The 14,786-nt window shown below is 73.0% G+C and carries 10 protein-coding genes; 1 reads left to right on the top strand and 9 read right to left on the bottom strand.

Translation table 11 applies throughout. From position 1 onward, the window contains the following. Positions 1-57: 57 nt before the first annotated feature. From OMK64_RS18710 to OMK64_RS18680, 7 genes are all read right to left on the bottom strand, one after another. Positions 58-1,404 (bottom strand): M16 family metallopeptidase, encoded by a 1,347-nt coding sequence (locus tag OMK64_RS18710; protein ID WP_272729868.1) that lies wholly within the window; start codon positions 1,402-1,404, stop codon positions 58-60. A gap of 1 nt (position 1,405) precedes the next feature. Beyond that, on the bottom strand, positions 1,406-3,640 hold the full coding sequence (locus OMK64_RS18705) for a polyribonucleotide nucleotidyltransferase (RefSeq protein WP_272729867.1): 2,235 nt from the start codon (positions 3,638-3,640) through the stop codon (positions 1,406-1,408). A gap of 245 nt (positions 3,641-3,885) precedes the next feature. After that, positions 3,886-4,155 carry a 30S ribosomal protein S15 gene (gene rpsO, locus OMK64_RS18700; RefSeq protein WP_013770699.1) on the bottom strand — a complete coding sequence of 90 codons (270 nt, stop codon included), beginning with the start codon at positions 4,153-4,155 and terminating at the stop codon, positions 3,886-3,888. A 134-nt stretch (positions 4,156-4,289) separates the two neighbouring features. Then, positions 4,290-5,351 (bottom strand): bifunctional riboflavin kinase/FAD synthetase, encoded by a 1,062-nt coding sequence (locus OMK64_RS18695; protein WP_272729866.1) that lies wholly within the window; start codon positions 5,349-5,351, stop codon positions 4,290-4,292. Positions 5,352-5,505: 154 nt separating this feature from the next. After that, positions 5,506-8,814, bottom strand: coding sequence for a glycoside hydrolase family 9 protein (locus OMK64_RS18690; RefSeq protein WP_272729865.1), 3,309 nt, complete (start codon positions 8,812-8,814; stop codon positions 5,506-5,508). Positions 8,815-8,989: 175 nt separating this feature from the next. After that, on the bottom strand, positions 8,990-9,934 hold the full coding sequence (gene truB / locus OMK64_RS18685) for a tRNA pseudouridine(55) synthase TruB (protein ID WP_272729864.1): 945 nt from the start codon (positions 9,932-9,934) through the stop codon (positions 8,990-8,992). Then, positions 9,931-10,506 carry a TetR/AcrR family transcriptional regulator gene (locus OMK64_RS18680; protein ID WP_272729863.1) on the bottom strand — a complete coding sequence of 192 codons (576 nt, stop codon included), beginning with the start codon at positions 10,504-10,506 and terminating at the stop codon, positions 9,931-9,933. The genes truB and OMK64_RS18680 overlap by 4 nt, the downstream gene beginning before the upstream one ends. A gap of 77 nt (positions 10,507-10,583) precedes the next feature. Between OMK64_RS18680 and OMK64_RS18675 the strand changes: the two genes are divergently transcribed. Continuing rightward, complete coding sequence (locus OMK64_RS18675; protein ID WP_272729862.1) at positions 10,584-12,056, top strand: DHA2 family efflux MFS transporter permease subunit; 1,473 nt, start codon at positions 10,584-10,586, stop codon at positions 12,054-12,056. Positions 12,057-12,171: 115 nt separating this feature from the next. On the opposite strand, the gene rbfA is transcribed toward OMK64_RS18675, so the two are convergent. Together rbfA and infB are read right to left on the bottom strand one after the other, a co-directional pair. Continuing rightward, the gene (gene rbfA / locus OMK64_RS18670) at positions 12,172-12,615 is read right to left on the bottom strand and encodes a 30S ribosome-binding factor RbfA (protein ID WP_272729861.1); all 444 of its coding nucleotides are present in this window, start codon (positions 12,613-12,615) and stop codon (positions 12,172-12,174) included. A gap of 169 nt (positions 12,616-12,784) precedes the next feature. Next, on the bottom strand, positions 12,785-14,786 hold a 2,002-nt coding region (gene infB, locus OMK64_RS18665), incomplete at its 5' end, for a translation initiation factor IF-2 (RefSeq protein WP_272729860.1).

Below are 14,786 nucleotides of genomic sequence, written 5' to 3'. Positions count from 1 at the left end.
GCCGATCGGCCCGGCGGGCGGGTGAGACGAGCGGCTCCGGCCGGGGTGCGGGCGCCGTCAGTCGCCGAACGGTCCGACGCGCACCACGGAGCGCGGGCGGGACGCGAGCTCGACCGCGAGCTCCTGCACGTCCGCGGCGGTGACCGCGCGGATGCGGTCGAGCGACTCGTCGATGCTCAGCAGCTCGCCGTGGACGAGCTCGGCCTTGCCGAGGCGGCTCATGCGCGACCCGGTGTCCTCCATGCCGAGCACGAGGCCGCCGGCCAGCTGGCCGCGGGACCGCTCGAGCTCCGCGGGCGTGATGCCGTCCTGCGCGAGCCGCTCCCACTCGGCGACCATGAGCGCGACGACCTCGTCGACCTTGCCCGGCGCGCAGCCGGCGTACAGCCCGAAGACGCCCGTGTCGGCGTGCCCGGACGCGTAGGAGTACGTCGAGTACGCGAGGCCGCGCTTCTCGCGGATCTCCTGGAACAGGCGCGACGACATGCCGCCGCCCAGGACCGCGTTGAGCACCGAGAGCGTGAAGCGGCGGTCGTCGGTCGCGGTGAGCGCGGTGCCGCCGACGATGACGTTGGCCTGCTCGGTGTGCCGGCGCACGGTCAGCTCGACGCCCTCGCCGGGGATGCCGGCCGAGCCCGCGAGCAGCGCGCGCGACGTCACCGGGCGACGACCGGTCGGCACGGCGTCACCGTCCAGGGACCAGCCGCCGGTCGCGAGCGCGTCGGCCACCTGGGCGCACAGGACGTCGTGGTCGACTCCCCCGGCCGCGGTGACGACGAGCGTCGACGGCGTGTAGTGCCAGCGGTAGTGCTCCCAGACGGCGTCGCGCGGGACCGCGCGGATCGTGTCGGGCGTCCCGCCGATGGGGCGGCCGAGCGGGTGCGCGCCGAGCACCGCGGTCGCGAACTGCTCGTGCACGACGTCGCTCGGGTCGTCGTCGTTCATGGCGAGCTCTTCGAGGATGACGCCGCGCTCGGTCTCGAGCTCGTCGGCGTCGATCCGCGCCGAGGTCACCATGTCTGCGATGACGTCGACCGCCATGGGCAGGTCGGTGTCGAGCACGCGCGCGTAGTAGCACGTGTGCTCCTTGCCGGTCGCCGCGTTGGCCTCGCCACCGACGGCGTCGAACGCCTCGGCGATGTCCATCGCAGACCTGCGGGCCGTGCCCTTGAAGAGCAGGTGCTCGAGGAAGTGCGTCGAGCCGAAGTGGCCCGACTCCTCGTCGCGCGAGCCGACGCCGACCCACGCCCCGACGGTCGCGGAGCGCAGGCCGGGCATCTGCTCGGTGACGACGCGGACCCCGCCGGGCAGGACGGAACGACGCACGATGGCGTCGCCGTCCTGCCCGGCGGTCTGCTCCGCCCCGGGGAGCCCGGGGCCGACGAGCGGGAGGTCCAGCGGCACGTCAGGCGTCGGCGGGCGCCGCGGCGGCGTCCGTCGTCGCGTCCGCACCCTCGGCGTTCTCCTCGATCACCGCGTGCAGCGAGAGCTTGCCGCGCGGGTCGATCTCGCCGATCTCGACCTGGACCTTCTGCCCGATGGACAGGACGTCCTCGACGTTCTCGACGCGCTTGCCGCCGACGAGCTTGCGGATCTGCGAGATGTGCAGCAGGCCGTCCTTGCCCGGCGAGAGCGACACGAACGCGCCGAACGTCGTCGTCTTCACGACGGTGCCGACGAAGCGCTCGCCCACCTCGGGCATGTGCGGGTTCGCGATCGCGTTGATCGCCGCCCGCGCGGCCTCCGCCGACGGACCGTCGGTGGCGCCGATGTAGACCGTGCCGTCGTCCTCGATCGAGATGTCGGCGCCGGTCTCCTCCTGGATCTGGTTGATCATCTTGCCCTTGGGGCCGATGACCTCGCCGATCTTGTCGACCGGGACCTTCACCGTGATGACGCGCGGCGCGAACGGGCTCATCTCGTCCGGGACGTCGATCGCCTCGGCGATGACGTCGAGGATCGCGAGGCGCGCCTCCTTGGCCTGCGTCAGCGCGCCGGCCAGGACCGACGCGGGGATGCCGTCGAGCTTGGTGTCGAGCTGGATCGCGGTGACGAACTCGCGCGTGCCGGCGACCTTGAAGTCCATGTCGCCGAACGCGTCCTCGGCGCCCAGGATGTCGGTGAGCGCCGCGTAGCGGGTCTCACCGTCGACCGTGTCGGACACGAGGCCCATCGCGATGCCCGCGACGGGCGCGCGCAGCGGCACACCCGCGTTGAGCAGCGACAGCGTGGACGCGCACACCGAGCCCATGGACGTCGAGCCGTTGGAGCCGAGGGCCTCGGACACCTGGCGGATCGCGTAGGGGAACTCCTCGCGGCTCGGCAGCACGGGCATGAGCGCCCGCTCGGCGAGCGCGCCGTGGCCGATCTCGCGGCGCTTCGGCGAGCCGACGCGGCCCGTCTCACCCGTCGAGTAGGGCGGGAAGTTGTAGTTGTGCATGTACCGCTTGCGCGTCTCCGGGGAGAGCGTGTCGAGCTGCTGCTCCATGCGGAGCATGTTGAGCGTCGTGACGCCGAGGATCTGCGTCTCGCCGCGCTCGAAGATCGCGGAGCCGTGCACGCGGGGCAGGACCTCGACCTCGGCCGAGAGCGTGCGGATGTCCCGCAGGCCACGGCCGTCGATGCGGAAGCCGTCCGTGAGGATGCGCTGGCGGATGAGCTTCTTCTGCACCGACCGGTAGGCGGCGGAGAGCTCCTTCTCGCGGCCCTCGAACTGCTCGGCGAGGCCCGCGAGGACCTCGGCCTTGATCTCGTCGAGGCGGTTCTCGCGGGTCTGCTTGTCCGCGATGGACAGCGCGGCGCCGAGCGGCGTCGAGGACGCGGCCTCGACCGCGGCATACGCGTCGTCCTGGTAGTCCGGGAACGTCGGGAAGACCTGGGTCTCCTTGGCGGCCTTCGCGGCGAGCTCCTGCTGCGCCTCGACGAGCACGCGGATGAACGGCTTCGCGGCCTCCAGGCCCTGCGCGACGATCTCCTCGGTGGGCGCGGTCGCACCCTCCTGGATGAGGTTCCACGACTTCTCGGGCGCCTCGGCCTCGATCATGGCGATGGCCACGTCGTCGCCGACGACACGACCGGCGACGACCATGTCGAACGTCGCACGCTCACGCTCGGAGTAGCGCGGGAACGCGACCCACTGGCCGTCGACGAGCGCGATGCGCACGCCACCGACCGGGCCCGAGAAGGGCAGGCCGGAGAGCTGCGTCGAGATCGACGCGGCGTTGATCGCGAGGACGTCGTACGCGTCGTCCGGGTGGATCGCGAGGACCGTGATGACGACCTGGACCTCGTTGCGCAGGCCCTTGACGAACAGCGGGCGCAGCGGGCGGTCGACGAGGCGGCACGCGAGGATCGCCTCGGTCGAGGGACGGCCCTCGCGACGGAAGAAGGAGCCCGGGATCTTGCCGGCGGCGTACTGCCGCTCCTCGACGTCGATCGTCAGCGGGAAGAAGTCGAACTGGTCCTTGGGGTGCTTGCCGGCCGTCGTGGCCGACAGGAGCATCGTGTCGCCGTCCAGGTAGGCGGCGGCCGAGCCGGCGGCCTGCTTGGCCAGGCGGCCCGTCTCGAAGCGGACGGTGCGGGTGCCGAAGCGGCCGTTGTCGATGACGGCCTCGGCGAACTGGATCTCGGGACCCTCCACGGGTGCCCTCCTCGTTCTACGAAGGCGCCGGCCGGCCGCGGCGGTCTTCGACCGTGGTCCTCGGAGCCGAGGGCTCCGGGGGCCACTACCGAGGACCGGACGAGCGGGCCGACGCGGTGGATGGTGCTGGGTCGTGCGGGTGGTGCTGGTCGTGCGGGAGGCACGCCGGCCGGACGGTCAGGCCCGACCGGGGCGAACATCGGACCAGCCCGGACCCTGTCGCGGGTCCGGGCTGGTCCGGAGGCTCAACGGCGCAGGCCGAGGCGCTCGATGATCGAGCGGTAGCGGTTGATGTCGACCTTCTGCAGGTACCCGAGAAGACGACGACGACGACCGACGAGCAGCAGCAGGCCGCGACGGCTGTGGTGGTCGTGCTTGTGCTCCTTGAGGTGCTCCGTCAGGTCCTTGATCCGCTGGGTCAGGACGGCGATCTGCACCTCCGGCGAACCGGTGTCGCCCTCGTGCGTCGCGTACTCGGTCATGATGGCCTGCTTGGTGGCGCTGTCCAGGGACACGGTTCTCCAGGTTGTCTCGTTGCGCGGTGCTCCGGGGCATGTCCACCCGGGCTCTCTCGTTCCGCGGCCGTTCTGACGGCGTCGACCATCGTACCAGGCGGTTCGCACCCCCCGGTCAGCCGGCCGCCCGCCGGTCAGCCGGCTGCAGCGCCCGGTCGGGCGGTCGCAGCACCCGCGAGGACCGTGCGGACCTGCGCGACGTCCTCGCTCATCCGCTCGAGCAGCGCGTCGACCGAGTCGAACCGCAGCGTGGGGCGCAGGCGCTCGACGAGCTCGACGACGACCTGCTCGTCGTACAGGTCGAGGTCGTCGCGGTCGAGCACGTACGCCTCGACGCGGCGCTCCTGCCCGTCGAACGTCGGGTTGGTGCCGATCGACACCGCGGCCGGCAGCACGCGATCGGGGTCCTCCGAGGTCACGGGCGTGCCGTCGGCGTGCCGCACGCGGCGCAGCCACCCCGCGTAGACACCGTCGGCCGGGACCATCCCGGTGAGGTCGCCGCCGAGGTTCGCGGTCGGGTAGCCGAGCTCACGACCCCGCGCGTCGCCGTGCACGACGGTCCCGCGCACGCGGTGCGGACGGCCGAGCACGCGCGCCGCCTGCACGACGTCGCCCGCCTCGAGCAGCTCGCGGGCCCACGTGGACGACCAGCGGCGGCGCAGCGGGTCCGCGGCATGGTCCTCGGGGCTGCCCGGGTCGGCCGCCGGCGCGGGCGTGACGTCCTCGATCACCTCGACGTCGAACCCGTACCGCTCGCCGAGCGCGACCATGGTCGACAGGTCGCCCGAGTTCTGCCATCCGAAGCGCACGTCGCGGCCGACGACCACGGTGCGCGTGCGCAGCCCGTCGACCAGGTACCGCTCGACGAACTCCTGCGGCGTCTGCCGCGCGAACTCGAGCGTGTACGGCAGCAGCAGGACCGCGTCGAGACCGGTCTCCTCGAGCAGCTCGAGGCGGTCCTCGTCGCCCGTGATGAGCTCGGGGGCGCTGTCCGGACGGTGCACCTGGAGCGGGTGCGGCGTGAAGGTCACCGCCACGGCCCGCGCACCGACCGCGCGCGCGTCGGCGCACATCCGTGTGAGGACGCTGACGTGCCCCCGGTGGACACCGTCGAAGTTGCCGATGGTCACGACCGACGGGCCGAACCCGGACGGGACGTCCGCGAGGTCGTTCCAGCGCTGCACAGGGAGGATCATGCCACCGCCGCGACGTGCGGCTGGCGACGGTCCCGACGACGGACGCTCCACGGCGGCCCTCGGTGCGCGCGGCGACCGGTCGTTCGCACGCTCCGGGCACGCCGACGGCGCGCGGCCGACCGGAGGTCGACCGCGCGCCGTCGAGGACCGTCCGTCAGCTGCGGGGCCGGTCGATGAGGAGCGACGCCGCCTCGGTGCGCGCCGACCCCTCGGTGCTCGTGAACACCGCGCGGTACTGCGTCGTCGCCGCGAGCACCGTCACCGGCACGCGCAGGGTGGTCGACGTCGCACCCGGGATGGTGTGCCACGACCGGCCGGCCCACCGCACCTGCCACGTGACGCGCGGCTCGGGGTACCCGTCGGCGGCGGCGCGGAACGTGGCGACGCTGCCGAGGCGCGCCTTCACGTCGCTCGGGTGCTGCGTCACCACGGGCGCCGCCCGTCGGACCGTGAGCCGCGCGGCCGCGGACTCGGCCGTGCCGGACGCGTTGGTGAACACCGCCCGGTAGCGGTTGCCGTCCGTCTTGCCGGTCGCCCGCACGGTGAGCGTCGTGCTGGTCGCACCGGTGACGTCCTTCCAGCCGCCACGGGCGCCGCGCACCTGCCACTGCACGGTCGGCGCGGGCGCACCCGTCGCCGCCGCGGTGAACGTGGCGTCGGTGCCGGCACGGACCGTGACGTCGGAGGGCTGCTGCGTGACCGTCGGCGCCACGGCCGCCGGCTCGCCGGCGCCCTGGTCGGCGACCCACGACGCGACCCAGGACAGCGCCGAGTTCCAGTTCACCGTGATCTCGTTGGTCGACCACGCCTGGATCTCGTCGACGTAGCACGCCGAGGGCGCGCAGCCCGCCGGGAAGGCGGCCTTCGTCGTCGGGTCCCAGGTCGCGGACTGCGAGTTCGGGCCGCCCGCGAGCGAGCCGGGCGGCGGGCTCGGCAGCGACGGGTCGAGCTGGTGCGCGAACCACCGGCTGTGCTGCTGGTGCGAGGCGACCTCGCCCCAGCCCGTCACGTAGGACTGGTTGAGCGCGTTGCGGCCCAGCAGGTAGTCGAGCCCCTCGAGCGTCGACGCGCGGAACTTGGCGTCGCCCGTGATGTCGTACGCCGTGGCGACGACGACCAGGTTGTTCGCGACCTGCGAGCTCGAGCCCCAGACGTACTGGCCGCCGGGCGGCGAGTAGAGCGAGCCGAAGCCCTGGTCCGCCTGTGCCGCGACGTACTGCTCGGCGCCCCAGACCACCGAGCCGCGGATGTCGTCGCGGTCCGGCAGCGCGTTGGGCACCGTCGCGAGGTCGAGCCGGCCCAGCGCGGCGACGCTCCCCCAGCTGAACCCGTCCGCCGTGAAGACGTTCGCCGTGTGGAGCGGCGACGACGTCACGGCCTGCGCGAACGCGTCCTCGCCGGTCGTGAGGTACAGCTCCGCGGCGGCCCAGTAGAACTCGTCGGACACCTCGGAGTCGTTGTACGCGCCACCGCCGTCCGCACCGGCCTCGCCGGGCGCGTAGAGCGCCGGGTGCGCCTGCGCGGCGGCCCACGTCGAGCGTGCGGCGTCGAGCAGCGTCTCGGCGAACGCCGGGTCGTAGGGCTCGAACAGCCGCGCCCCCTGCGCGGCGACCGCGGAGAGGTTGAGCGCCGCCGCGGTCGACGGCCGGTGCAGCGAGCGCACCTGCGGGTCGTCGGCCGGGAGCAGCGGCAGGCCGGTCCAGCCCTCGTCGTGCACCTTGTGGTGGACCATGCCCGCGTACTCGCCCTCGGGCACGATCATCGAGAGCATCCACTCGAGCTCCCAGCGCGCCTCGTCGAGCACGTCGGGCACGTCGTTGCCGTGCTCGGGCACGTCGAGCGTGCCGTCGGCGAGCGCGTCGGCCGTGCCCGCGTGCAGCGCACGCTCGTAGGTCTGCAGCAGCTGACCGACCGCGATGCCGCCGTTGACGACGTACTTGCCGTGGTCGCCGGCGTCGTACCAGCCGCCGCTCACGTCGAGCCGGTAGTCGCAGGTCCACCCGTCGTAGTAGTCGCGCGGGCCGATGCAGGGGACGTCCGTGTCGCCCTGGTTGGGCGCCACGCCGACGTGCCCGGCCTCGCGGGCGTACTCCTCGCCCACGACGTCGGCCTCGATCTCGGTGCCCGAGCGCGCGAGGTAGAAGTAGTTGAGCGCGTCGTACCGGAGCTGCTGGTAGAGGTCGGCCGCGATGTCGAACGGCCGGCTCGTCTCCCCGTCCGCGACGAGCGTCCAGCCCTCGCCCTCGGTGGTCACGTCCGAGAAGTCGATGACGTGCACGGCCTGCTCGGCCGACGCCTCGACGCCGCGCGGCTCGCTCGTCCCGTCGGCGACGACGTCGCCGTCCGCGTCGTGCAGCTCCCACGCCACGGCGTCGGCCGTGTCGGTGACGAGCGTCGCGCGCTTCGGGCCGAACGGCAGGTAGCCCACCTGGTTGACGCGCACGCGCGGGCCGGTGTCGGGCTCGTACCCGGGCGGCGGCGTCGCGGACGTCTTCAGCGACACGTCCGAGATGCAGAACTCGTACGGCGCGGCCTTGCCCAGGTGGAACGCGAGCTGGCCCGGCGCGGATCCGTCGGGCGGGAACGTCAGGTTCGACGTGAACGCGTACTCGAGCGTCGTCGGCTCACCGGTGAGCGGTGCGGAGCCCTGCTCGAACGCGGTCCGGTAGGCGCCGCCGCCCTCGCCGACGATGACGCGCACCGGCATGTCGGGTGTCGCGGAGGCCGTGAAGGAGAGGACGTAGTTCTCGCCCTCGTCGACGGGCAGGCCGTTGTAGGACAGGCCCGCGTCCCAGGGGTTGGTCTGGCCGCCCGGGAGGTCCACGCACATGCGGCCGTCGGCGAAGACGGGGTCGCTCGTGCCGTACAGCGACCACGGGCCGAGCGACTCGGCGAACGACGTGTGCGACAGCAGCTCGACGTCGGACGTCAGCGACACGTCGTCGAGGCAGAAGGTCCACGCGTCGGCGCTGAACCCACCGAGCTGGAACGCGATCTGCCCCTCGGGGTCGTCGGGAGCGGGCGTCGCGGGGTACGTCGCGGACGCGGTGAACGTCTCGCTGACCTCGCGCGGGTCGGACGTGAGGGCGGGGCTCGTGTCGAGCACGGTGCCGTAGGGCGCGCCGTTCTGGCCGACCAGCGCGCGGATCGTCACGTCCGTCGAGGCGCTGGCCGTGTAGGCGAGCGTGTAGGTCGAGCCCTGCTCGATCGCGACGCCGTTGAGCACGACGCCGACGCCGTACTGCGCCGACCCGGCCGGCACGTCGACGCACAGGGCGCCGGTGCTCGTGTCGATCGGCCCGTCGGTGCCGTAGGTCACCCAGCCCTCGGCGCCGGACTCGAAGGTCCCCTCCCCGATCTGCGACGCGGCGAGCGCCGTGCCGCTTCCTGCCAGCGTGAGCGCGACCGTCGCGACGACGGCCGTCACGCCCGTGCGCGCGTGTGATGACGTGCGAGAAACCACTCTGTCTCCCCTGTCGTAGGAGCGCTCCCATCGCGTGGCGGGAGCACCGGTGCGGCGGCGGCAGGTTAGGCAGGCGGGGCGGGCCAGGAGAAGCGAATCGATCCGACAAAAACGATTAGGTGACCGAAGCGTGACCAACCGCGCGAGCGGCCGGGCGAGCCGCGACGCCAGGACGTCACGACGCAGGCGCGAACACGAGGACAGGCCGCACGCGCGGGCCCCTCTCCTCGACGAGCGCGACGAGCGTCCCGTCGGGTGCCACGGCCGCGACCGTCCCGTCCGGTGCGCCCGCGACCGGTGCCAGCGACTGCCCGTACGAGACCGCGCGCACCTCGGCCTCGGTGAGCTCGCGGACCGGGAACGTCGCCCGCGCCGCGTCCGCGAGCGCGAGCACCGCGAGCGGCGCGTCCTCCGGTTCGGCGGCGAGCTCCTCGAGCGTCCGCGCGACGTCGAGACCGAAGCCGCCGACGCGCGTGCGGCGCAGGGCCGTGAGGTGCCCGCCGACCCCGAGCGCGGCGCCCACGTCGCGCGCGAGCGCGCGCACGTACGTCCCCGACGAGCAGACGACGGTGACGTCGACGTCGAGCGCGGCCGTCCCCTCGACCACCACGGACCTGCGCGCGTGCACGTCGAAGCGCGACACCGTCACGGGTCGCGCGGCGAGCTCGACCTGCTCCCCCGCCCGGACGCGCGCGTACGCCCGTTCACCGGCGACCTTGATGGCCGACACGGAGCTGGGCACCTGCAGGATGGGCCCGGTCAGCGCGGCGACCGCGGCGTCGAGCGCCGCGTCGGAGATCCCGGACGCGTCACGGACGGCCACGACCTCGCCCTCGGCGTCGTCGGTCGTCGTCGCGACGCCGAGCCGGACGGTCGCGGTGTACTCCTTGTCCGCACCGACGACGTAGGTGAGCAGCTTCGTCGCGCGTCCGACGCCGAGCACGAGGACACCCGTGGCCATGGGGTCGAGCGTGCCGGCGTGCCCCACCTTGCGGGTCGCCGCGAGGCGGCGCGTGCGGGCGACGACGTCGTGGCTGGTCCAGCCCTGAGGCTTGTCGACGACGACGAGCCCGTCGGCGGCGGTCGGACGACGCGGGCCGGTGGGGGTCGGGCGGTTCACGACGGGCGCGCGATGCGGTCGAGGGTGCACAGGACGAGGCCGTCCATGCCGTCGTCCTCCCCCGGGTGCCGGTGCGCGTCCACGGCCAGGAGCACGTTGATGAGCATGCCCTGCGCGACGAACACCCGCGCCTCGTCCTCGGTCCCGCCCGCGCGCTCGCGGAACAGCCGGAACGCCTCGCCGAGCGTGTGCCGCGCGACGCGGCCGACCTCCTCGTCGGCCCCGGCGATGAAGCCGTGCATGAGCAGACGGAGCAGGTCCCGGTCGTCCAGCAGTCCGACGTACGCGTCGCCCATGAGCTTCCCCGCGTCGGGTCCCGCGGGCACGCTGCCGAGCGTCGCGAGGATCTGGGCGCTCGCCTGCCGGTAGGTCTCGAGGAAGAGCTCGCGCTTGGAGCCGAAGAGCCGTACGACGTACGGCTGCGACACCCCCGCGGCGCGGGCGACCTCGTCGGTCGAGGCGGCGTAACCACCCTCGGCGAAGACCCGGCGGGCGGCGGCGAGGATCTGCTCGCGTCGCGCCGCGCCGGTCATGCGCTGCGGGGCGCTGGTCTGGTCGGTCGTGGACGGCACCTTGACAGGTTATCAGCCGATGCCTACGTTCGCTCTTGTTAGTAATCACTCAATGCCAACAAGCCCGAGGAGTCGACGTGACCTCCACCGCCACCGCACCTCCCCCGAGCGCCACACCGGCTCCGACCACGACGGAGCAGCCCGTCGGCCGCCGGCCCGGTCGCGCCGTCCCGGTCGGCGTCGCGCTCGTCGCCGCCTCCCTGCCGATGTTCATGGCGACGCTCGACAACCTCGTCATGACGACTGCGCTCCCCGTCCTGCAGGTCGAGCTGTCGGCGTCGCTCGAGCAGCTGCAGTGGATGGTCAACGCCTACACGCTGTCGTTCGCGAGCCTCATGATCGCCGCCGCGACGCTCGGCGACCGGCTCGGCCGCCGCCGGGTGTTCGTCGCCGGCATCGCCGTCTTCGCGCTCGCCTCGATCGCCTCCGCGCTCGCGACCGACGCCGGCACCCTCATCGCCGCCCGCGCCGTCCAGGGAGCGGGCGCGGCCGCCGTCATGCCGCTGTCCCTCACCCTCCTCGCCGGGTCCGTGCCAGCCGCGAGGCGCGCGATGGCCATCGGCATCTGGGGCGCGGTGTCCGGCCTCGGCGTCGCGCTGGGCCCCGTCATCGGCGGCGCCGTCGTCGACGGCATCGCGTGGCAGGCCATCTTCTGGATCAACGTCCCCGTCGCGATCGTCGCGATCCCGCTCGTCCGCTGGGCGCTGCCGGAGTCGCACGGCCGTCGCCAGCCGCTCGACGTGCCCGGCCTGCTCCTCGCCGGCACCGGCGTGCTGTCGACCGTGTGGGCCATCATCCGCGGCAACGACGACGGGTGGGGCTCGGCGCGCGTCGTCGGCGGGCTCGTCCTCGGCGCGGTGCTCCTCGCCGCCTTCCTGCGCCGCGAGTCCCGCACGGACCACCCGCTCGTGCCGCTGCGCCTGTTCCGCGTCCGTTCGTTCAGCGTCGCCAACGCGACCGCGCTGCTGTTCTCGGTCGGCGTGTTCGGGATCGTGTTCCTGCTGTCGCAGTACCTCCAGGTCGGGCTCGGCTACTCGCCGCTCGAGGCGGGCCTGCGCACGCTGCCGTGGACCGCGGCCCCCATGCTCGTCGCACCCGTCGCGGGGCTGCTGGCGCCCCGGATCGGCGTCCGCCCGCTGCTCACGGCCGGCCTCGCGCTCCAGGCCGCCGGGCTCGCGTGGCAGGGGCTGCTCGTCGGCGGCGACGTCGTCTACGCCGACCTGGTGCCGGGCCTCGTCCTCGCCGGCGTCGGCATGGGCCTGACGTTCGCGCCCAGCGCGACCGCGGTGCTCGCCGACATGGGCGCCGACGACCACGGCACCGCGAGCTCCGTCAACGCGACCATCCGTGAGCTCGGCGGCGCGCTCGGCGTCGCGGTCCTGGTCGCGGTCTTCCAGGCCGCCGACGGCACGCTCACGCCCGCGGGCTACACCGCCGGGCTGCAGCCGGCGATGCTCGCCGCCGCCGCGATCGTCGGCGTCGGGGCGGTCATCGCGCTCGCGATGCCCCGCGGCACCGGCCGGGGCGTCACGGGGGTCGCCGCGCACTGACACCCGCACGACGCGACGAGCCCCCGACCGGTTCCGCACCGGTCGGGGGCTCGTCGTCGTCAGGTGGCGCGGCCCGTCGGGGCTCGCTGTGTCCTCGGTCGGAGGACGCGGCCCGTCAGGCCTCGGCGTCCTCGTCCTCGTCGCCGGGACGGCGGTACGGGTCCGCCTCCCCCGCGTACGACGCCTGCGCGGCGAGGGCCGCGACCTCGGCGTCCCGGCGCGCCGCCTCGACGAGCGCCGCGTCGAGGTGCGCCGCCGTCTCCGGCACCGCGTCCAGGTGGAACGCGAGCGTCGGGGTCAGCCGGATGCCGGTCTGCTTGCCGACCTCCGAGCGGATGACGCCCTTCGCGCTCTCGAGCGCCTTCGCGCTGCCCTCGCGGGCCTCGTCGTCGCCGTACACCGTGTAGAACACGTCGGCGTGCTGCAGGTCGCCGGTCACGCGCACGTCCGTGACGGTGACGAACCCGAGGCGCGGGTCCTTGATGCGCGTGTCGAGCATCTGCGCGACGACCTGCTGGATCCGCTCCGCCAGCTTCCTGGCCCGTGCAGTGTCAGCCATGACACGTCCTTCCTCTCTTCGCCTTCACGCGAAAGCCTGGCATGCGGACGAACGGAGGGCTCGGTGCCCTGTCCGCGGCCGTGATGGGTCTGGCAGCCGCCTCGCCCCGCGAGGGGCGAGGCGGCCGGAAGGCCGCGGACAGGGCACCGAGCCCGGCCGCTGTGCGGGATCAGGCGCGAGGCTTCTCGCGCAGCTCCCACGTCTCGATGATGTCCTCGACCTGCAGGTCGTTGTACGACCCGAGACCGATACCGCACTCGTAGCCCTCGCGGACCTCGGTGGCGTCGTCCTTGAACCGCTTGAGCGACTCGATCGTGAGGTTGTCCCCGATGACCTTGCCGTTGCGCAGGACGCGCGCCTTCGAGTTCCGTCGGATCTCGCCCGAGCGCACGATCGAACCGGCGATGTTGCCGAACTTCGACGACCGGAAGATCTCGCGGATCTCCGCGGTGCCGAGCTGGACCTCCTCGTACTCCGGCTTGAGCATGCCCTTGAGCGCGGCCTCGACGTCGTCGATCGCCTGGTAGATGACCGAGTAGAAGCGCACGTCGACGCCCTCGCGGTCGGCCAGGTCCTCGACGCGCTCCGCGAACTTCACGTTGAAGCCGATGATGATCGCGTTGTCGACCGTCGCCAGGTTGACGTCGTTCTGCGTGATGGCACCCACACCGCGGTGGATGACGCGCAGGTCGACCTCCTCGCCGACGTCGATCTTGAGCAGCGCGTCCTCGAGCGCCTCGACGGCACCCGACACGTCGCCCTTGAGGACGAGGTTGAGGGTCTCGACCTTGCCCTGGGCGAGCGCCTGCGTGAAGTCCTCGAGGCTGATGCGCTTGCGGCGCTTGGCCAGGAGGGCGGCACGCTCGGCGGCCTCGCGCTTCTCGGCGATCTGACGTGCGGTCCGCTCGTCGGGCGCCACGAGGAACGTGTCGCCCGCGCTCGGCACCGACGCGAGGCCGAGGACCTGCACCGGACGGGCCGGGCCGGCCTCGGTGAGCGCGTTGCCGTGCTCGTCGAACATCGCACGGACGCGGCCGTGGGCCGTGCCCGCGACGATCGCGTCACCGACGTGCAGCGTGCCCGACTGGACCAGGACGGTCGCGACCGAGCCGCGGCCCTTGTCGAGGTTCGCCTCGATGGCGACACCGCGCGCGTCCTTGTCGGGGTTGGCCCGCAGGTCGAGCGACGCGTCGGCCGTGAGGAGCACGGCCTCGAGGAGCTCGTCGATGCCCATGTTCTGCTTCGCCGACACGTCGACGAACATGGTGTCGCCGCCGTACTCCTCGGCCACGAGGTTGTACTCGGTGAGCTGCTGGCGGATCTTGGCGGGGTTGGCCCCCTCCTTGTCCACCTTGTTCACCGCGACCACGATCGGCACGTTGGCGGCCTGCGCGTGGTTGAGCGCCTCGATCGTCTGGGGCATCACGCCGTCGTCCGCCGCGACCACGAGGATCGCGATGTCGGTGACCTGCGCACCACGGGCACGCATGGCGGTGAACGCCTCGTGACCCGGGGTGTCGATGAACGTGATCGGACGGTCGTTGCCCTCGTGCGTCTTGGTGACCTGGTAGGCACCGATGTGCTGCGTGATGCCGCCGGCCTCGCCCGCGACGACGTCCGTGGACCGGATCGCGTCGAGGAGCTTGGTCTTGCCGTGGTCGACGTGACCCATGACGGTCACGACCGGCGGACGGGGCTGCAGCTCGTCGTCGCCCTCGGCCTCGAGCTCGGCGTCCAGGTCGATGTCGAAGGACCCGAGCAGCTCGCGGTCCTCCTCCTCGGCCGACACCATCTCGACGACGTAGCCGAGCTCGGCCGCGAGGGTCCCGAAGGTGTCCTCGTCGAGCGACTGCGTCGCGGTCGCCATCTCACCGAGGTGGAACAGCACCGTCACGAGGGCCGCCGGGTTGGCGTCGATCTTGTCGGCGAAGTCGTTCAGGGACGAGCCGTGCCGCAGGCGGATGACGGTCGAGCCGTTGCCGCGCGGGACGCTGACGCCGCCGAGCGACGGGGCCTGCATCGCCTCGAACTCCTGGCGCTTCGCACGCTTCGACTTCCGCCCGCGGACGGGGCGCCCACCGGCGCGACCGAACGCACCCTGCGTGGAGCCGCGACCGGCGCCGCCGGGACGACCACCGCCGCCACCGGGACGACCGGCGAAGCCGCCGCCA

The organism is Cellulomonas fimi, assembly GCF_028527925.1.
Classification (GTDB): Bacteria; Actinomycetota; Actinomycetes; order Actinomycetales; family Cellulomonadaceae; genus Cellulomonas; species Cellulomonas fimi_C.
Note: the sequence above shows the minus strand (reverse complement) of the source record. Positions and strands in the feature narration are given on the sequence as shown.